General features: G+C 70.6%; 20 protein-coding genes. 9 read left to right on the forward strand and 11 right to left on the reverse strand.

Going from position 1 to position 18,652, the window contains the following annotated elements:
- Positions 1-155: 155 nt before the first annotated feature.
- Together AC07DC_RS07760 and AC07DC_RS07765 are read left to right on the forward strand one after the other, a co-directional pair.
- On the forward strand, positions 156-1,643 hold the full coding sequence (locus tag AC07DC_RS07760; RefSeq protein WP_478912929.1) for a PE-PGRS family protein: 1,488 nt from the start codon (positions 156-158) through the stop codon (positions 1,641-1,643).
- A gap of 40 nt (positions 1,644-1,683) precedes the next feature.
- Entirely contained in the window at positions 1,684-2,316 is a 633-nt protein-coding gene (locus AC07DC_RS07765; protein WP_478912931.1) for a hypothetical protein, read from the forward strand.
- Between the two features lie 30 nt (positions 2,317-2,346).
- Here AC07DC_RS07765 and AC07DC_RS07770 read toward each other — a convergent pair whose 3' ends face one another.
- Entirely contained in the window at positions 2,347-3,189 is an 843-nt protein-coding gene (locus tag AC07DC_RS07770; RefSeq protein ID WP_478912933.1) for a hypothetical protein, read from the reverse strand.
- 55 nt (positions 3,190-3,244) lie between these two features.
- Positions 3,245-3,499 (reverse strand): hypothetical protein, encoded by a 255-nt coding sequence (locus AC07DC_RS07775; protein WP_478912935.1) that lies wholly within the window; start codon positions 3,497-3,499, stop codon positions 3,245-3,247.
- Positions 3,500-3,639: 140 nt separating this feature from the next.
- Between AC07DC_RS07775 and AC07DC_RS07780 the strand changes: the two genes are divergently transcribed.
- The 3 genes from AC07DC_RS07780 to AC07DC_RS07790 all read left to right on the forward strand — a co-directional run bounded on the left by AC07DC_RS07780 (position 3,640) and on the right by AC07DC_RS07790 (position 5,993).
- Complete coding sequence (locus tag AC07DC_RS07780; RefSeq protein ID WP_478912937.1) at positions 3,640-4,167, forward strand: GNAT family N-acetyltransferase; 528 nt, start codon at positions 3,640-3,642, stop codon at positions 4,165-4,167.
- A 142-nt stretch (positions 4,168-4,309) separates the two neighbouring features.
- Positions 4,310-5,599, forward strand: coding sequence for a M18 family aminopeptidase (locus AC07DC_RS07785; protein ID WP_478912939.1), 1,290 nt, complete (start codon positions 4,310-4,312; stop codon positions 5,597-5,599).
- Between the two features lie 169 nt (positions 5,600-5,768).
- The gene (locus AC07DC_RS07790) at positions 5,769-5,993 is read left to right on the forward strand and encodes a DUF6458 family protein (protein WP_478912941.1); all 225 of its coding nucleotides are present in this window, start codon (positions 5,769-5,771) and stop codon (positions 5,991-5,993) included.
- 43 nt (positions 5,994-6,036) lie between these two features.
- Here AC07DC_RS07790 and AC07DC_RS07795 read toward each other — a convergent pair whose 3' ends face one another.
- Positions 6,037-7,860, reverse strand: a complete 1,824-nt coding sequence (locus tag AC07DC_RS07795) for an NHL domain-containing thioredoxin family protein (RefSeq protein ID WP_478912943.1) — start codon at positions 7,858-7,860, stop codon at positions 6,037-6,039.
- A gap of 39 nt (positions 7,861-7,899) precedes the next feature.
- Between AC07DC_RS07795 and AC07DC_RS07800 the strand changes: the two genes are divergently transcribed.
- Complete coding sequence (locus AC07DC_RS07800; RefSeq protein WP_478912945.1) at positions 7,900-8,394, forward strand: LURP-one-related/scramblase family protein; 495 nt, start codon at positions 7,900-7,902, stop codon at positions 8,392-8,394.
- A 51-nt stretch (positions 8,395-8,445) separates the two neighbouring features.
- On the opposite strand, the gene AC07DC_RS07805 is transcribed toward AC07DC_RS07800, so the two are convergent.
- Together AC07DC_RS07805 and AC07DC_RS07810 are read right to left on the reverse strand one after the other, a co-directional pair.
- Entirely contained in the window at positions 8,446-9,282 is an 837-nt protein-coding gene (locus AC07DC_RS07805; RefSeq protein WP_478912947.1) for an SGNH/GDSL hydrolase family protein, read from the reverse strand.
- 99 nt (positions 9,283-9,381) lie between these two features.
- Positions 9,382-10,158: a carbon-nitrogen family hydrolase gene (locus AC07DC_RS07810; protein WP_478912949.1), complete on the reverse strand. Its 777-nt coding sequence runs from the start codon at positions 10,156-10,158 to the stop codon at positions 9,382-9,384.
- Positions 10,159-10,292: 134 nt separating this feature from the next.
- Between AC07DC_RS07810 and AC07DC_RS07815 the strand changes: the two genes are divergently transcribed.
- Positions 10,293-11,117 carry a maleylpyruvate isomerase family mycothiol-dependent enzyme gene (locus tag AC07DC_RS07815; RefSeq protein ID WP_478912951.1) on the forward strand — a complete coding sequence of 275 codons (825 nt, stop codon included), beginning with the start codon at positions 10,293-10,295 and terminating at the stop codon, positions 11,115-11,117.
- A gap of 75 nt (positions 11,118-11,192) precedes the next feature.
- Here AC07DC_RS07815 and AC07DC_RS07820 read toward each other — a convergent pair whose 3' ends face one another.
- From AC07DC_RS07820 to pdhA, 6 genes are all read right to left on the reverse strand, one after another.
- Positions 11,193-12,473, reverse strand: coding sequence for an MFS transporter (locus tag AC07DC_RS07820; RefSeq protein WP_478912953.1), 1,281 nt, complete (start codon positions 12,471-12,473; stop codon positions 11,193-11,195).
- Positions 12,470-13,138, reverse strand: coding sequence for a GntR family transcriptional regulator (locus AC07DC_RS07825; protein ID WP_478912955.1), 669 nt, complete (start codon positions 13,136-13,138; stop codon positions 12,470-12,472). The genes AC07DC_RS07820 and AC07DC_RS07825 overlap by 4 nt, the downstream gene beginning before the upstream one ends.
- Positions 13,139-13,219: 81 nt before the next feature.
- Positions 13,220-13,414 (reverse strand): hypothetical protein, encoded by a 195-nt coding sequence (locus tag AC07DC_RS07830; protein ID WP_478912957.1) that lies wholly within the window; start codon positions 13,412-13,414, stop codon positions 13,220-13,222.
- A 142-nt stretch (positions 13,415-13,556) separates the two neighbouring features.
- Positions 13,557-14,948 carry a dihydrolipoamide acetyltransferase family protein gene (locus AC07DC_RS07835; protein WP_478914059.1) on the reverse strand — a complete coding sequence of 464 codons (1,392 nt, stop codon included), beginning with the start codon at positions 14,946-14,948 and terminating at the stop codon, positions 13,557-13,559.
- 56 nt (positions 14,949-15,004) lie between these two features.
- Positions 15,005-15,979 carry an alpha-ketoacid dehydrogenase subunit beta gene (locus AC07DC_RS07840; protein WP_478914060.1) on the reverse strand — a complete coding sequence of 325 codons (975 nt, stop codon included), beginning with the start codon at positions 15,977-15,979 and terminating at the stop codon, positions 15,005-15,007.
- Positions 15,980-15,987: 8 nt separating this feature from the next.
- Positions 15,988-17,124: a pyruvate dehydrogenase (acetyl-transferring) E1 component subunit alpha gene (pdhA, locus tag AC07DC_RS07845; RefSeq protein WP_478912959.1), complete on the reverse strand. Its 1,137-nt coding sequence runs from the start codon at positions 17,122-17,124 to the stop codon at positions 15,988-15,990.
- Between the two features lie 308 nt (positions 17,125-17,432).
- Here pdhA and AC07DC_RS07850 point away from each other — a divergent pair, with 308 nt between their 5' ends.
- A complete protein-coding gene (locus AC07DC_RS07850) occupies positions 17,433-18,098 on the forward strand; it encodes a response regulator (protein WP_478912961.1) in 666 nt (221 codons plus the stop codon).
- Between the two features lie 132 nt (positions 18,099-18,230).
- Complete coding sequence (locus AC07DC_RS07855) at positions 18,231-18,647, forward strand: pyridoxamine 5'-phosphate oxidase family protein (RefSeq protein WP_478912963.1); 417 nt, start codon at positions 18,231-18,233, stop codon at positions 18,645-18,647.
- Positions 18,648-18,652 lie beyond the last annotated feature (5 nt).

Raw genomic sequence — 18,652 nt, forward strand, 5'->3', positions numbered from 1 at the left:
CCGGGCGGGCGGCGCGGCCTTTCGCGTCGGGCGCTGAGGACGGCGGACGGATCCCCGGGCGAATGTCCGTCCGGGGCCGGCCGAACACGAACCGGTAGCATCGACAATTCCCAGAGCCCGGTGTGGGCACCACGAAACGACTCAGCGGGGGCAGAGTGCGACGTCAGGCCGATCCCGTCGATCTGGAACAGCTGGCCAAACTGCTGGACGGCAAGGACCACACCAGCCTGGACAGCAGACTCGACGACGCGTTCCGACGCGCTTCCACGCTGGGCGTCGCGTCGAAGCTCGGCGCGATCCGCCCCCTCGCCCAGTGGGTCTCGACCACCGCACCGGACCTGCGCCGCCGTGCGGGCCTGCTCCGTGCCGACAGCGGCGACCTCTCCGGCGGGCTGCTCTGGGCCGGGTTCACGCCCGAGGAGATGGCGAAGACCAAGACCCCGCTGAGCGCGGAGGACCTGCTCCTCGCCAACTCGGTGGCCACCAGCGATGACCCCAAGGCCTACGAGTTCCAGCGCAAGGGCGACGAGTCCCTGGACGACTGGATCGACCGGCTCAAGGCGCACGCGCTTCTCGAGATACCCGGGCTCGACATCCCGGAAGCGACCCTGACGGAGTACGTCAAGCTCTACGGCGACGTCACCAGCACCCTGCACGCGGCGAAGGTCGTCACCGTGCAGGGCACGGCGATGACGATCACGCTGGGCGGCAACGCGCTCAAGACGCAACTGACGTCGACCGAACCGCTCGGCGCCCGCATGACCACGCTCGCCCGCGGCTGGAAGGCCGGCAGTACCAATCCGCTGCTGAAGTGGGTCGGCACGAAGATGCTCACCGAGGACACCAATGTCCTCAAGGAACTCCCCATCCGCTCGCTCTCGGCCCCGGGAACGTGGCTCCCGGGCAAGCTCGCGGGCGTCATGGGGAACAGTGCCGAGTACCAGCGGGTCGCCGGGATCCCGGGTACCGGGGGCTACCTCGGCGACAAGTGGGGCACCGCGTGGAACGCGTTCCGGCGCGGCCCCTACATGAACAGCCCGTTGTTCCGCAGCGTGACCCCGAACAACATCATCAACGCCATCGTCGGATCCGACGATCTCGCCAAGACCTACGGCGGCCTGACCCACTCCGGCCAGGAGGTCAGCCGGGCCGCACAGGCGAACCTGTTCCGCGTGGGGCGCAACGCCGCGAACGCCCAGCGGTACGCCAACGAGCTGATGCCCGCCGCCAAGGGCGCGTCCCCCTTCCTGCGGGGCGTGACCACCGCCACCCGCGCGGGCGGCTTCCTCAGGACCGGAAACGTCGCGCTCTCCGCCGTGTCCACCGGCTTCGACGTCGCCAACCTGGTCTCCCAGGGCAATCCGGTCGACGCGTTCAAACGGGACAAGCTCGGCTACGCGGGAGACGTGGCGCAGACGGCTTTCGACGCCACCATGACGGCGGCGCTGATCGCGCCGAACCCGGTCACCATCGGCCTGGCCGTCGGCACCGGACTGGTCTACGGCACCATCAAGGTCGTCGAGCACTGGGACGACATCAAGGCCGGGACGAAGAAGGCCGGGGAAGCCATCAGCAACACCGCCAAGAACCTCGCCGGCGGGGCGAAGGACTTCGCGAAGAAACACAATCCGTTCCACTGGTAGCCCTGTCGGCCGCCGTCCGCCGCAACCACGGAAGAGCGCCATGCAACGCTTCGAGTTCGAACTGATCCCGTTCCATGACCCGCCCGAGCCGCCCGCTCGGCGTGCCGGCGTCTGGGCCGGCAAGCAACCCCTGGGTCCGGGCCGCCTCGGCCGTCGCGGCACCGTGGGGGCGTTCGGGGAGATCACCGTTGAGAACCCGCTCGGCGGCAAGCCCGACGTGAACCGGATGCAGCGGGCGTTCACGAGCGGATTCGGCTTTCCGATGGCCGAACTCAAGGGGCGGAAGGAGGGAGTACGGCCCTCCTTGGAGCGGGCCCGCCTCTCCCTCGACACCCGTCCGGTGCAGATGACCCGCAACTGGAAGGGGCTGACCGACTCGGCCAGGGCACTCCGGATCAGTTTTCAGGAGCGCGAGTACACCTACCGGACACTCGGCCTCATGAAGGGTGGCGAACTGCGCCGGGACGACGTGCGGATCACCTGCACGGTCGGCAGGCCAGTTCCCCATGGCGCGTTCGCGACCGCGGGCGTCGCCGAAGGACCCGTCGATCCGACGGACATCGCCCTCGCCGTCCTCTTCGAGCAGGTGGACATCGACCTGCTCGGCGTGGTCGGTACCGCGCTCAACCTCCCGCTGCGGCTCCTGCGCTCGAACGGCGAGACGCCGGGGTGAGAACCCGCGGGACCCGTCCCGTCGGGCCCCTCAGGCCCCGGGACGCCGCAGGTCCGCCGCGTCCGGCAGCAGGTCGGCGATCATGTCCCACAGCTTCCCGGCGGGCACGTGGGCCAGCCGCAGGGCGCTGTCCGGCCCGACCTGACCCTCCAGAACCGGCTCGGCGGGCAGCTCACGCTGCCAGTAGCCGTACGGGCCGCAGTCCCAGACCGCGATGCCCCGGACTCGCGTCTCCGGCTCGCCCTCCCGGCCCCGCCACGCGGTGGTGATCCGCCAGGTGCAGGTGAGGTGAGTCACGAGGTCGGCGAACTGGGAGAGCTGCGGCTCGCGCACACCCCCCGCTTCCGCGAGCACCTCACGGAGCCGGGCCGATGCCAGGTCGGCGGAGGCCTCGGGCGGCAGCGCGCCCCCCGCGACGAACGCGGCGTCGAGCACACCCATCGTGGTCTCGATCTGTGCCGCCCCCGGCTGCGCGGTCTCCGGGGCCGACTTGTCCCGCAGATCGACCTGCCGGGCGAGTTCCCACACCAGCGTGGCCGGTGCGATGACCGAGTACTCGGACTCCTCCTCGCCCGGCCAGCCCTCGTGCGCGACGGTGGCGTCGTCGCCCACCACGACTCCCGCCGTGAGCAGGCCGTGATCACCTGTGATCTCGGTCTGGACGAGCACGACGGGGTTGGCCAGCGTCAGCACCAGGTCGCCGAGCACCGGTGAGACCTCGGCGGACTCCCCCACGAGCCCCGCGGCCGAGAGCTCGCCGAGCGACTCCGCCAGCTCCTCGGGAAGATCGGCGGCTTCCGCGAGATATCCGAGTACGGCGATGTGCCGGTCGGCCAGCCGGAGTCGGTGTCGGGAACTGTCGTACGAGGGCATGTGGTTCAGGGCTCCCTGTGAGTCTCTGGCCGGCGGGCAGGTGGGGCGAGCGGCTCTACTTCTTCAGCAGGTCCTTGGCGTCCTGCTCGCATTGACCGGCCTCGGTGCGCAACGCCTCGGCCGCGTTCTTGCACGCCGTGCGCCATCCGTTGATCTCGGTCCTGATCCGGTCCGCGTGCGGCCCCTGCCAGTCCTTCATCGACTGTGTGGCGAAGAGGCGCGCCTTCTCGGGAAGCGACTCCACGTGCTCCGCGAGGCTGCGGAGCTGGACGGCCTTGGAGTTCAACTCCTGCACATCCGGTGACGGCATGACATGTCCTCCCCGTGAGTCATACGCTTTCACGATAGCGTGACAAACGCGTGACCCGGGGCACGGCACGGCCTGCCGGACTCCCGCCGGCGCACGAAAACCGATCGCCCCGACCGCGGCGGCGGGTTAGCGTCGCGCGCATGCCCGAACTGCGTACCCACCGGCTCCTGCTCCGCCGCTGGCGGGACTCCGACCTCGTGCCCTGGGCGGAGATGAACGCCGATCCCGAGGTCCGGGAACATCTCGGTGAGCTGCTCACCCCCGAGCAGAGCGCGGCCTCGGTGGCCCGCTTCGAGAAGGGGTTCGAGGAGCGGGGGTTCGGATGGTGGGCGGTCGAGGTGCCGGCCACCGGCCGGTTCATCGGCTTCGCCGGGCTGGACCCGGTCGACGAAGGCTTCGCCTTCACCGGCGTGGAGATCGGCTGGCGGCTGTCCCGCGAGTCCTGGGGCCACGGCTACGCCACCGAAGCCGCCCGGGCCGTACTGGCCTTCGGCTTCGAGACCCTCGCCCTGCCGGAGATCCTCGCGGTGACCACCGCCGGCAATCTGCGCTCCCAGGCCGTGATGCGCCGGATCGGCATGACCTGCGATCCGGCCGACGACTTCGACGACCCGGACGCCCCCGAAGGCCCGCTGCGCCCGAACGTGCTGTTCCGGATCCGCCCGTAGCGCCACGCTCCGGCGCGAATTCGGCCGGATCACACCGCACCGGGCCGGATCCGGACGTCCTGGCAGGTAGGGGACCCCTGAGTACCGCGCCGGGGACCCCGCCGGAAGCACCCGGCGACGTGGGACTTCTATGCTGGGCCCCATGAGCGTCCACCCTCACTTCACCCGCGCCCACACCGATGACCTGGTGGCCTTTGTGCAGGCCAGCCCGTCGCCCTATCACGCGGTGGCGAGCGCCGCAGAACGGCTGGAGAAGGCCGGGTTCCGCCAGGTCCGGGAGACGGACTCCTGGGACGGCGAGACGGGCGGCAAGTACGTGCTGCGCGGCGGCGCGATCATCGCCTGGTACGTCCCCGAGGGTGCACGCCCCGAAACACCGTTCCGGATCATGGGTGCGCACACCGACTCGCCGAACCTGCGCGTCAAGCCCCGCCCGGACATGGGCTCGGCCGGCTGGCGGCAGATCGCCGTGGAGCTGTACGGCGGGCCGCTGCTCAACAGCTGGCTCGACCGGGACCTCGGGCTCTCCGGCCGGCTGACGCTGCGCGACGGCAGCTCGCGGCTGGTGCACGTCGACCGGCCGCTGCTGCGGGTCCCGCAGCTCGCCATCCACCTGGACCGGGGCGTCACCGACAACGGCCTCAACCTGGACAAGCAGCGGCACATGCAGCCGATCTGGGGCCTGGGCGAGGTCAACGACGGCGACGTGGTCGACTTCCTCGCGGACGAGGCCGGGGTGACCGCGTCCGAGGTCGTCGGCTGGGACGTGATGGCGCACGACGTGCAGCCGCCCGCCTACCTGGGCCGCGACCGCGAACTGCTGGCCTCGCCCCGGATGGACAACCTGCTCTCGGTGCACGCCGCCACGTCCGCCCTGGCGGCCGTCGCCGGGCAGGAGCTCACGTACATCCCCGTCCTCGCCGCCTTCGACCACGAGGAGAACGGCAGCGAGTCCGACACCGGCGCGCAGGGCCCGCTGCTCGGCAACGTCCTGTCGCGGTCGGTGCACGCGCGCGGCGGCGACTACGAGCACCGGCAGCGCGCGCTCGCCGGCACGGTGTGCGTCTCGTCCGACTCCGGGCACGCGGTGCACCCCAACTACGTCGAGCGGCACGACCCCACGCACCACCCGCGTGCCAACGGCGGTCCGATCCTCAAGTCCAACGTCAACCAGCGGTACGCCACCGACGGTTCGGGGCGCGGCATCTTCACCGCCGCCTGCGAGCGGGTCGGGGTGCCGTTCCAGCACTTCGTGTCCAGCAACTCCATGCCGTGCGGCACGACGATCGGTCCGATCACCGCGGCCCGGCACGGCATCACCACCGTCGACGTCGGTGTGCCGATCCTGTCGATGCACTCCGCCCGCGAGCTGAGCGGCGCGGACGACCCGCACCTGCTGGCGAGCGCGCTGAAGTCCTTCGTCGAGAGCTGAGCGCCGGTTCGGCGGCGCCACGGGACGAACCCCCGGGGCGGCCCCCTGGGGCCCTGCCAACTCCGCTGCCGCGCATGGCCGTTCCGGTCGGGGGTAGGCGCCCCCTCGGAACCAACCGGAACCAACCGGAACCAACCGGAACGGCCGAGGCACGACGGAGGCGGACACCATGGGCATCGGCGGCTGCATCGCACTGATCGCGGTCGGCGCGATCCTCACTTTCGCGACCGACTGGCACATGTCGGGCGTCAATCTCGACCTGGTCGGACTGATCATGATGGCCGTCGGGGCGCTCGGAGTCGCGGCCTACGTCAGCATCTTCAAGCGGCGTCGGCTGGAGACCGTACGGGGCGGCGTGGAGCCGATGGTCGAGGAACGCCGGTACTACGAGTGACGACCGCCGGGGCCGTCATGCGGCCCCGGTCCCCTCATTCGTCTCACTCGTCCGGCTCGTCCATCCCCGCCAGCACCAGCGCCAGCCGGCCCGCGCCGGCGGCGGCCAGCCGGACCGGAACACCCCAGTCCTGCTGGTGCACATGGCAGGCCGGGTACTCGTTGTCGGGGTCGTCGTCGCATGAGGCGGCCATCGCCGACACATGCAGAACACCCTCGGCGACCTCGGGATTCAGCACCAGGTCCCGCCCCAGGTCCGTGCCCTTCCCCTCGCCCTCCACCAGCAGTTCCGGCGGGGTCGAGCTGACCAGCAGCCGGGTCGAGGGGCCGTAGCGCTCGTCGCGCTTCTGGCCCGCGGGCGCGGTGAAGACCACTTCGAGACGGAACGGTCCCGCGGCCACCTCGGTCGCCGGCCGCTGCGTCCGGTGCGCGGCCGACTCCACCCGCACCGCCTCCTCGGGCAGTCGCAGCCGGGTGAGCCGGTGCCGGGCCGACTCGACCACCACGACATCACCGCCGACGAGCACCGCGTCGGACGGCTCCCGCAGATCGGTCGCGAGCGTCGTCACCTCGCCGGTCTCCGGATCGAAGCGGCGCAGCGCGTTGTTGTACGTGTCGCTGATCGCGACCGATCCGTCGGGCAGCGCGGTGACGCCCAGCGGGTGCTGCAGCAGCGCCTGTTCGGCGGCGCCGTCCCGGTGCCCGAAGTCGAACAGCCCGGTTCCGACCGCGGTCCGCACCACGAACCCGTCGCCGTCGCTCTCGACGTAGCGCACGGCCGACGTCTCCGAGTCCGCGACCCACAAGCGGTCCCCCGCGGCCGCCAGCCCCGACGGCTGCGCGAACCACGCCTCGTCGGCGGGCCCGTCGACCAGTCCCTCGTTGGTCGTGCCGGCCGCCACCTCGACGGTGTCGGTCACCGGGTCGTACGCCCACAGCTGGTGCACACCCGCCATCGCGATCCAGACCCGGCCGGCGAACCAGGCCACGTCCCACGGCGACGACAGCGCCACCTCACGGGCCGGCCCCGCCGTCGGGAACCCCTGCCACCACTGGCCGCCGGTCCCGGCGAGCGTCGTCACCGCACCGGTCGCGAGATCCAGCCGGCGCAGCGCGTGGTTGACCGTGTCCGCGACGACGACGGAGCCGTCCGGCAGCAGCGCCAGCCCCTGCGGCTCGCTGAACCGCGCCACGTCCGGCGCGCCGTCCACCAGCCCGCGCTCCCCGTCGCCGAACCGCCGAACGACGCTCTCGCCGTCCGCGGCCAGTTCCACCAGCTGGTGCCGGGTCGTGTCCGAGACGAGGAAACCGCCGTCGGGGAAGGCCAGCGCCTTGCCCGGGAACCGCAGATGCGTCGCCACCGGCTCCGGTGCCACATACGGCCCGTCACCGCGCCGCAGCGTCCCCTTGGCGCCGTGCTCCGCCTCCAGCTCCGTGACCAGCGCCTCCAGCGCGTGCGCATGCCCCTCGCCGGCGTGCTGCGCGACGACGTACCCCTCCGGATCGATCACCACCAACGTCGGCCACGCCCGCACCGTGTACTGCTTCCACGTCGCCAGCTCGGGATCGTCGAGCACCGGGTGGTGCACCTCGTACCGCTCCACCGCGTCCACGACCGCCTGGTGCTCCGCCTCGTGCACGAACTTCGGCGAGTGCACCCCGATGATCACGACGGTGTCCCGGTGCTTCTCCTCCAGCTCGCGCAGCTCATCGAGCACATGCAGGCAGTTCACACAGCAGAACGTCCAGAAATCCAGAATGACAATGCGTCCTCGCAGGTCAGCGAGGGTCAATTGCTGGTCACCGGTATTGAGCCAACCGCCCTTGCCGATGAGTTCTGGGGCCCGGACGCGCGCACGTGCAGTCATACCCCCATCCAACAGCACGCTCGGGGTAGACATTCCTCCATGAAATACCTCGTGAGGGAGAAGCTGTTCGCGATCGGTGACGACTACTGGATCGAGGACGACCGCGGTGAACGGGCGTTCTACGTCGACGGGAAGGTCATGCGGGTCCGGGAGACGCTGGAGCTGCGGGACGCCCGGGGGAACGAGGTCGCGGTGATCCGGAAGAAGTTGGTGAGCCTGCGGGACACCATGACGGTGGAGCGCGGCGGGGACGTGCTGGTGACCGTCAGGAAGAAGCGGCTGACGCTGCTGCGCGACGTGTTCCGGGCGGAGCTGGCCTCGGGGGAGGAGCTGGAGGTCCGCGGGGACATCGTCGACAAGGAGTTCGACATCGAGTACGAGGGGGAGCGGCTCGCGCGGATCTCCCGGAAGTGGTTCCGGATGCGGGACACGTACGCGATCGATGTGGAGCGCGAGGACGCGGACGCGGGGATGCTCATCGCCATCGCGGTGTGCGTGGACCGGATGGTCGACAAGGAGCACGGGGACGACTGAGCCGGCTGAAATTGAGGGGGAGAGCCTGCGCCCTCCCCCACGACCGCCGCGCTACCGCGCGGCTGCCGCCAGCACCGCGTCGGCCATCGCCTGCTCGCCCCGGGCGTTGGGGTGGAACGGGATCGACGGGTTGGTCGGGATGAGGCCCTCGGTCCAGCGGGTGGCGTCGTCGCGGCAGACGTCGCGGGCCGCGCCGGCCGGGTGGTTGTCGACGAAGTCGGCGCCCCCGGCGACGGCCACGCGGGCCAGCATGTCGTTGAGGGTGTTCTCGAAGCCGTTCAGGAAGGCCATGTCGCCGCCGGTGAACAGGACCCGCGGGCGGCAGGTCCTGGCGTCGTCGGGGATGAGGTTGAGGTAACCGACGAGCAGGACCCGTGCGCCCGGGGAGCGCTGATGGATCGTCCGGAGCGCGGCGGCGACCTTCGGCTCGGCGGCCCTGATCCGGTCGTCGAGCCCCCTGCCGTAGCTGTTGGCGCAGGGCTGGCCCGACGGGTCGAGCAGCCCCAGGGCGCTGCACTTGACGATGATCCCGGTGAACCCGACGTCGTTGCCGCCGATGGTGAGCGTCACCAGGTTGGTGTCCTTGGTGAGCGCGTCGAACTGGCCCTCGGAGGCGAGGGTGCCGGTGTCCGCGCCGGCGCACGTGACGTCCGCGAACGCGGCCGCCTTGAGCCGCGCGGCCACCAGGTGCGGGTAGTTGTGCGTGGAGCGCATACAGCTCGCGTCCGCCTCGTCCGGTACGCCGGGCGCGGAGGCGGCGGAGTCGCCCAGGGCGGCGTACCGGACGGGCGGCGGGGCGGCCGACGCCCCGGCGGTGGGGACGCCGATCAGTGCGGCCGCGGCGAGGGCGGCGAGAAGGGCGGCGGCTCGGGACAGGGTGTGCGGCACGAGGGGCTTCCTGACGCTGGAACGACGATCATTACTGTGCGTGATCGTGTTGTCGCGCCACGTGCGAGTCAAGCACCCTCCCCACCGCCGCGCCGCGGCTCAGCCGAGGCGGCGGTCCCGCAGCACCGGGAAGTCGAGGCGGGTCTTCGCGACGAGAGCGGGGTCGAGGTCGACGGTGAGGGTCTCCTCGGCGGTGCCGGCCTCGGCGACGATGTCGCCCCACGGATCGATGACCATGCTGTGGCCGGCGAGCTCGACACCGGCGTGGGTGCCTGCCGTGCCGCAGGCCAGGACGTACGTCTGGGACTCGACCGCGCGGGCCCGCGCGAGCAGCCGCCAGTGCTCCAGCCGCTTCGCCGGCCAGCCGGCCGGGATGACGAGCATCTGGGCGCCCGCGTCGACGAGCAGCCGGAACTGCTCGGGGAAGCGCAGGTCGTAACAGGTCGCCAGGCCCAGCACGGTCTCCGGGAGGGCGACCGTGACGATCTCCTCGCCGGGGGCCATCAGCGCGGCCTCGCCCCGGTCGAAGCCGAAGCGGTGGATCTTGCGGTAGGTGTGCCGCAGCTCCCCGTCGGGGTCGAAGACGAGCGAGGTGTTGTAGAGGGGGCCGTCAGGGTCGCGCTCGACGATCGAACCGGCGTGCAGCCAGACTCCCGCGTCCCGCGCCGCCGCTGACATCGCGTCGGCCGTCGGCCCGTCCAGCGGCTCGGCCTCCGTCGCGAAAGTGTCCGACGCGAAGGCGCCGACGGGCCACAGTTCCGGCAGTACGACCAGTTCCGTACCGCCCTGGGCGCGCACCAGCGCGGCCACCCGGTCGCGCCGGTCGGCGACCGTTTCGTTCAAGTCGACGTCGATCTGCAGCAAAGAAGCGCGCATACACCCACCGCCCATACGTTTGGTCGTCAAGTCGGGCCTACCATCGTCACTCGAAAGCACTGCGTGGGTACCCGCGCGGAGCGTAACTTAGGCGCACACCACCACGACCGCGCATCGATCCGTCGAGGGGTCCCGTGACCGTCCACAGTAAGATCCAGCCGTACATCGACGCCTGGACCCACTCCATAGAATCCATAAACGAATTGGTCGCCCCCCTCGTCGAGGGTGAATGGAACCGGCCGACCGAGTGCCCGTACTGGTCGGTGCGCGACGTCGTGTCCCACGTCATCGGCTACGAGTGCGAGATGCTCGGGGATCCGCGCCCGATCCACACCCTGCCGAGTGATCTGCGGCACATCACCAGCGAGTTCGCCCGCTACATCGAGGTGCCGGTGGACACCCGGCGCCACCACACGGCCCCGGAGATGACCTCCGAGCTCGAGTACACGATCATCCGGCGCTCCCGCCAGCTGCGGAACGAGTCGCGCGGGCCCGAGCAGAGCATGCGCGGTCCGATGGGCCAGGAGATGACCCTCGAACACCTGCTGTGGATGCGGACCTTCGACGTCTGGGTCCATGAGCAGGATCTGCGGCGGGCGCTGGCCAAGCCGGGGAACCTGGCATCGCCTGCGGCCGTGTACGCGCGGGACTTCCTGCTCCGCGGGCTGCCGAAGATGGTCGCCAAGGACGCCGGCGCACAGCCGGGTTCCGCGGTGGTCTTCGACATCCACGGCCCGCTGGAGTTCATGCGGACGGTCCGGATCGACCAGGAGGGGCGCGGCACGATCGACTCCGCGGTCTCCCTGGGTCCGGCCGTGACGTTCAGCACCGACTGGGAGACGTTCCTGCGGCTGGTCTGCGGGCGGGTTCGCCCGGCGGCCGTCGCGGACCGGGTGAAGGTGGAGGGCGACCAGGGGCTCGCGAACGCGATCCTGGCGCACATCGCCCTCACCCCGTAGGCGCGGGAGGAGGTACGGCGACACGAGGCGGTACCTCCGCACCGGCCGCACGAGGAGCTACACCGGCTACCCCGGCTACACCGGCACGTGCACGCTCTCGACGCGGCTGACCGCGATCCGGTCCTTCTCCAGCCGGGTCGCGCGGCCGCGCAGCCGCAGGATCTGGAAGGTGCCGATCGCCTGGAGCACGAAGACGCTGCACCAGGCGATCCGGTAGTTGTCGCCCGTCGCGTCGAGCAGCACGCCGATCGCCAGCAGCGTGATCATCGAGGCGGTGAAGCCGCCCACGTTGACGATGCCGGAGGCGGTGCCGAAGCGTTCCGGCGGGTTGGCCGGCCGCGCGAAGTCGAAGCCGATCATCGACGCCGGCCCGCAGGCGCCCAGCGCGACGCACAGGCCGATCAGCAGCCACAGCGGGTCGTGGCCGCCGGGCCAGGACAGCACGGCCGCCCAGGCCACGGTGCTCGCCCCGATCGCGGTGAGCGTGATCGGCATCCGCGCGCCGTGATGACGGGCGATCAGCTGGCCGAAGAGCGTGCCGAAGACCATGTTGGCGAGGACCACGAGGGTGAGCATCGACCCCGCCGCCCCGCGCGACAGGCCCTGGTCCTCCACCAGGTACGGCAGCCCCCACAGCAGCAGGAAGACCATTCCGGAGAACTGGGTCGTGAAGTGCACCCACATGCCGAGCCGGGTGCCGGGCTCCCGCCAGGCGGAGGCGATCTGGTGGCGCACATAGCCGAATCCGGCGTGCTCGGCGGGGGCCGGCTCGTAGCCGTCGGGGTGGTCCTTGAGGAACAGCAGCACCAGGACGAGGACGAACGCGCCGCCGATCGCCGTACCGGTGAACGTGGCGGTCCAGCCGGCCGAGTGCAGGATCCGGGAGAGCGCGACCGTACTGATCAGGTTGCCCGCGACGCCGAACAGCGCGGCGGCCTGGGCGATCATCGGGCCGCGGCGGGCCGGGAACCAGCGGGAGCCGAGCCGCAGCACGCTGACGAACGTCATCGCGTCACCGCAGCCGAGCACCGCGCGGGCGGCGAGGGCCATCCCGTACGAGTGCGACAGCGCGAACGCGAGCTGGCCGGCGGTGAACAGCACGATGCCGATGGTCAGCACCTTCTTGGTGCCGAGCCGGTCGACCATCAGTCCGACGGGTATCTGCAGCCCCGCGTAGACCAGCACCTGGAGGATCGAGAACGTGGAGAGCGCGGACGCCCCGATGTGGAAGCGCTCCGCGGCGTCGATCCCGGCCACGCCGAGGCTGGTGCGGTGCACCACGGCGACCATGTAGACGAGGGTGCCGATGCCCCACACGGTGGCGGCGCGCCTGCCGCCGGGCGGTTCGCCGTTCACACGTCCCCCCTGGCCATGACCTTCACCCACGAGACATGGCGGTGCACCAGGGCGGCGGCGCGGACGCCGTCGCCGTCCCTGAGCGCGGCGAGGATCTCGCCGTGCTCCACCAGGTTCTTCGCGACGCGGCTGGGCTCGGCGTGCATCGTGGCCACGCCCATCCGCAACTGCCGGTCGCGCAGTTGGTCGTAGAGGTGGGCGAGGATGCGGTTGCCCGCCGCGCGGACGATCTCGGCGTGGAAGCAGCGGTCGGCGACCGCGAAGGCCGCGAGGTCACCGGCGTCGGCGTGGCCCTGCTGCTCGGCGAGCAGCTCCTCCAGCCGGGCCAGCAGCGCGGGCGGCGCGGCGGGCACGAGACGGGCGACCGCGTGCTGCTCGACGAGCAGCCGGGTCTCGACGACATCGGCGATCTCCTGCATCGAGACCGGCAGGACCAGTGCGCCCTTCTTCGGGTAGAGCTTGATCAGCCCCTCCGCCTCCAGGCGGAGCAGCGCCTCGCGCACCGGCGTACGGGAGACCCCGACGGCCTCGGCGAGATCACCTTCGGTGAGGAGCGTGCCGCCCTCGTAACTGCGGTCGAGGACGCCCTGCTTGACGTGGACATAGACCCGCTCGGCGGCGGGCGGCGGCTTGGCGGCGGGAGCCACCACGGGGGCGGGAAGCATGATGCACGCATCATAGATACATCACGTATCCGCGAGAAACCCGCGTCCGCGATACGGACCGGTCACTCCGGTGCGGACCCGTCAGGGGTGCAGGCTGCTCACCACGTTGGCGGTCGCGGCGAGGCCGTTCTGGATGCTCGGGGCGATGCTGGAGCCGGCGAGATAGAAGCCGAGGATGACGCAGACCAGCGCGTGCGAGACCTTCAGCGACCCGCTGCGCAGGAAGACGACCGTCATGATCAGGAGAAGCAGGATCGCGGAAACGGATACGGCCACGGTGTCCCTCCGGGCTGAAAGCTGAGTTTCTCCCTCTATTTCGCCACAGATCAGGCTTTTCATGGCCGAGGGACACAGCAAAGAGGCCCGGACGTTTGTACGTCCGGGCCTCTTTCGCGTGATTCTCGACTGCCTCGGTGAACTACGCCCAGGTCAGAAGGCGCTTCGGCTGCTCCAGGAGCGCCGCGACATCCGCGAGCACCTTCGAGCCCAGCTCGCCGTCGACCACCCGGTGGTCGAACGACAGGGCCAGGGTGGTGACCTTGCGGACCTTCACCTTGCCCTTGTGGACCCAGGGCATGTCCTTGACCGCGCCGAAGGCGAGGATCGCGGACTCCCCCGGGTTCAGGATCGGCGTACCGGTGTCGACGCCGAAGACACCGACGTTGGTGATGGTCACCGTGCCGCCCTGCATCTGCGCGGGAGAGGTCTTGCCCTCCCGTGCGGTCGCCACCAGCTCACCGAGCGCGGTGGCCAGTTCGGGCAGCGTCTTCGCGCCGGCGTCCTTGATGTTCGGCACGATCAGCCCGCGCGGGGTCGCCGCGGCGATGCCCAGGTTCACATAGTCCTTGCGGACGATCTCCTGGCCGGCCTCGTCCCAGGCCGCGTTCACCTCGGGGTTCCGCCGGATCGCCACCAGCAGCGCCTTCGCCACCAGCAGCAGCGGGCTGACCTTGCGGCCGGCGAACGCCGGGTCCAGCTTGAGCTCCTGGACCAGCTTCATCGTCCGCGTGATGTCGAACGTCACGAACTCCGTGACGTGCGGCGCGGTGAAGGCGCTCGCGACCATCGCCTGCGCGGTGGCCTTGCGGACGCCCTTGATCGGCGTACGGGTCTCGCGGGCACCCGGCTCGGCGACGACCGCGGGGCTCGCGGCGGCAGCGGCGGGGGCCGCGGCCACGGCGGGCTCGGACGGCGCGGGCGCGAGCGCCGCGTGCACGTCCTCGCGGGTGATGGTCCCGTCACGGCCGCTCGGGACGACGGAGCTCAGATCGATGCCGAGGTCCTTCGCGAGCTTGCGCACCGGGGGCTTGGCCAACGGCCGGTCCCCGGTGGGAGCGGCGAGGCCGGTGGCAGCCTTCGCGCCGTGCCCGTTCAGCTCCGATGCCGGCTTGTCCTTGGTCCGGCCGGCGGGCTGGGCCGGGACCGGGCCCGGCGTCCTGCGGGCCCGGCGGACGGTCGACGCCTCGGAGACGCCGTAGCCCACCAGCACCGCCTGCCGCTTCGCCGGCTCGGCGGGCGCCGCGGGCGCCTCGGCCGGCACGGCCGCAGCCGGGGCCGCCGCGGCGGCCGGAGCCTCGTCCGGGGCGCCCGGAGTGGTGTCCACCGAGATGATGGCGGTACCCACGTCGACCGTCTCCCCCTCGGGGAAACGGATCTCGTGGACGACGCCGTCGAACGGGATCGGCAGCTCGACAGCCGCCTTCGCCGTCTCGACCTCGCACACGACCTGCCCGTCGGTGACGGTGTCACCCGGCTTGACGTACCACTTGAGGATCTCGGCCTCGGTGAGTCCTTCGCCCACATCGGGCATCTTGAACTCGCGGAAGCGCTGCGCAATGTCGGTCACAGTCACGCTCTCCTCGCCTCTCAGTACGCCAGCGCGCGGTCGACGGCGTCGAGTACGCGGTCCAGGCCGGGCAGGTACTCCTCCTCGAGCCGGGCCGGCGGGTACGGGGCGTGGAAGCCGCCGACCCTCAGCACGGGAGCCTCGAGGTGATAGAAGCACCGCTCGGTGATCCGGGCGGCGATCTCCGCGCCGGTCCCCAGGAAGACGGGGGCCTCGTGCACGATCACCAGCCGGCGGGTCTTCTCGACCGACGCCTGGATCGTGTCGAAGTCCATCGGCGACAGGGACCGCAGGTCCACCACTTCCAGGCTACGACCCTCCATGGAGGCGGCCGCTGCGGCCTCCATGCAGACCTTCACCATGGGACCGTACGCCGCCAGGGTGAGATCCGTGCCGGTGCGGGTCACCCGGGCCTTGTGCAGCGGGCCGGGAATGGCCTCGGTGTCGACCTCGCCCTTGTCCCAGTAACGGCGCTTCGGCTCGAAGAAGATCACCGGGTCGTCGCAGTCGATGGCCTGCCGCAGCATCCAGTAGGCGTCCTGCGGGTTGGACGGCGAGACCACCTTGAGGCCCGGGATGTGCGCGAAGAGCGTCTCCGGGGACTCGCTGTGGTGCTCGACCGCGCCGATGCCGCCCGCGTACGGGATGCGGATGACGACGGGCATCTTGACCTTGCCCAGCGCCCGCGCGTGCATCTTGGCGAGCTGCGTGACGATCTGGTCGTACGCGGGGAAGACGAAGCCGTCGAACTGGATCTCGACGACCGGCCGGTAGCCGCGCAGCGCCAGGCCGATCGCGGTACCGACGATGCCGGACTCGGCCAGCGGGGTGTCGATGACCCGCTCCTCGCCGAAGTCCTTCTGCAGGCCGTCGGTGATGCGGAAGACGCCGCCGAGCTTCCCGATGTCCTCGCCCATGAGCAGGACCTTGGGATCGGTGTCCAGCGACTGGCGCAGCGCCTCGTTGAGGGCCTTGGCCATGGTCAACGTGGTCATGGTCATGGTCAGTGCCCCTCAGTCTCGTCGGCGAACGACGCGAGGTACTCGGCGAACTGCGCGCGCTCCTCGTCGACGAGCGCGTGCCCGTCCGCGTAGACGTTCTCGAAGATCGCCATGGTGTCGGGGTTCGGCATGGTGCGCACACCGTCCCGCACCCGCTTGGCGAGCGCGTCGCTCTCCTCGTCGATCGAGGCGTAGTACGCCTCGTCGGCGAAGCCCTCGGCCTCCAGGTACGTCTTCAGCCGCAGGATCGGGTCCTTCAGCTCCCACTGCTCGCGCTCCTCGTCGGCGCGGTAGCGGGTGGGGTCGTCGGTCGTGGTGTGCGCGCCCATCCGGTAGGTGAACGCCTCCACGAGCATCGGCCCCTGGCCGGTGCGGGCCCGCTCCAGGGCGGCCTTGGTGACGGCCAGGACGGCCAGCACGTCATTGCCGTCGACCCGGACTCCCGGGAAGCCGAAACCGGCCGAGCGCTGGTAGATCGGCACCCGGCTCTGCTTCTCGGTCGGCTCGGAGATCGCCCACTGGTTGTTCTGGCAGAAGAACACCACGGGGGCGTTGTAGACGGCCGCGAAGGTGAAGGCCTCCGCGACATCGCCCTGGCTGGAGGCACCGTCGCCGAAGTAGGCGATGACGGCGGAGTCCGCGCCGTCCTTGGCGACACCCATCGCGTAACCGGTCGCGTGCAGCGTCTGCGAGCCGATCACGATCGTGTACAGGTGGAAATTGTTCTCGTTGGGGTCCCATCCACCGTGATTGACCCCGCGGAACATGCCCAGCAGGTTCAACGGGTCCACATCGCGGGTCCAGGCCACACCGTGTTCGCGGTAGGTCGGGAAGACGTAGTCGTCCGGACGGGTGGCCCGGCCCGATCCGATCTGTGCCGCCTCCTGGCCGAGGAGCGAGGCCCACAGGCCCAGCTCGCCCTGCCGCTGCAAGGTGATCGCCTCGGCATCGAAGCGGCGGGTCAGCACCATGTCGCGGTACAGGCCACGCAGCTCGTCCGGGGTCAGGTCAATGGAGTACTCGCTGTGCTCGACGCGCTTGCCCTCGGGGGTCAACAGCTGTACGAGCTCGGGCTCGCCCCCACGGCGCTTCGCGCCGCCGCGGGTGGTCCTCCGCGCGGCAGTGCTCTTCACGCTCACGTTCGCTCCTCCGTCTGTCCGGCCCCCGGGATCCGCCGGGAGGCCAGTTGCGGCTCACCTGGATCGGCGCAGCGCACGGGGTATGTGCGGCATGGCCGAGCCAGGCGTGACAGTGCCCCGGCAAGTGGCCTGCAAGAAAGACGTTACCTACTACATCCGCAATCGCGCGAAGGCGTCCTACCTGCGGTTTTGCTTGGATTACCTAGTAAACAGGCGTTGTCGCAGGCCACCGGGACAGAGGAACGGTATCTCGCGGATCGAAATGGCGTAAGGGGTCTGGAGATCGAATCGTGTGGGATGCTCGATTCGTGCCCGAAGACGGAAAAATCCATGTATTCCTCCTCGATGACCACGAAGTGGTCCGTCGGGGCGTCCATGAACTGCTCTCCGTAGAGACCGATATCCAGATCGTCGGTGAGGCCGGCACCGCCGCCGAGGCCCTCACCCGGATCCCCGCCACCCGCCCCGACGTCGCGGTCCTGGACGTCCGGCTGCCCGACGGCAGCGGCGTCGAGGTCTGCCGGGAGATCCGGTCCAACGATCCGAACGTCAAGTGTCTGATGCTGACCTCGTTCGCCGACGACGAGGCGCTCTTCGACGCGATCATGGCGGGCGCCTCGGGCTACGTGCTCAAGGCCATCCGGGGTACGGACCTGCTCAGCGCCGTCCGGGACGTCGCCGCCGGGAAGTCGCTGCTGGACCCCGTCGCCACCGCCCGGGTGCTGGAGCGGCTGCGGCACGGCGCGGACAAGGGCGACGACCGGCTCGCCGACCTCACCGAGCAGGAGAAGAAGATCCTCGACCTGATCGGCGAAGGGCACACCAACCGCCAGATCGGCGAGAACCTGCACCTCGCGGAGAAGACCGTCAAGAACTACGTCTCCTCACTGCTCTCCAAGCTCGGCATGGAGCGCAGGACCCAGGCGGCCGCCTACGTCGCCAGGATGCACGCGGAGGAGAACCAGCACCGCTGAAGGCGTCGCGGCGCCCGACGGGCGCTCGGAGCCGCGCACGGCCGCCCCCCGCGGCGCCAGGGACCAAGGACCCTGCCGATCGGGGGCCGCCGCCCCTGTCCCGCCCTGCCTTCCCAACGCCACAGTGGAGACATGTCCCCCCAAGAACGACGCGCGATCGACCTCGTGGCGGCCGTCCGCTACGGGCGCCTGGCCCTGTCGCGCCACGCCATGCCGTACATCGCCGTCGCCCGGCACGTCGTGGTGGACGACCACGTGCTGATCCGCGTGCACCGCGGTTGGGACATACACGGCGCCTGCGACGGCTCCGTCGTCGGCTACCAGGCCGACAACCTGAACACCGCCACGGACTCCATCTGGGCCGTGCACCTCACCGGCACCGCCCGGGTCATCCCGGCGCCCGAGAGCGCGGACGAGATTTTCGGACCGCTTCCCTCGTTCGTGGACGAGCGGGCCTTCGAACCCGTCTACCTGCGGATCGACCCGCAGTTCGTGGACGTGCAGTTCGTCAAGGGTGTCGCAGGGTGGCCGGAGCTGCACGCCGCGTGATCTAC

The organism is Streptomyces sp. NPDC045021, assembly GCF_056432645.1.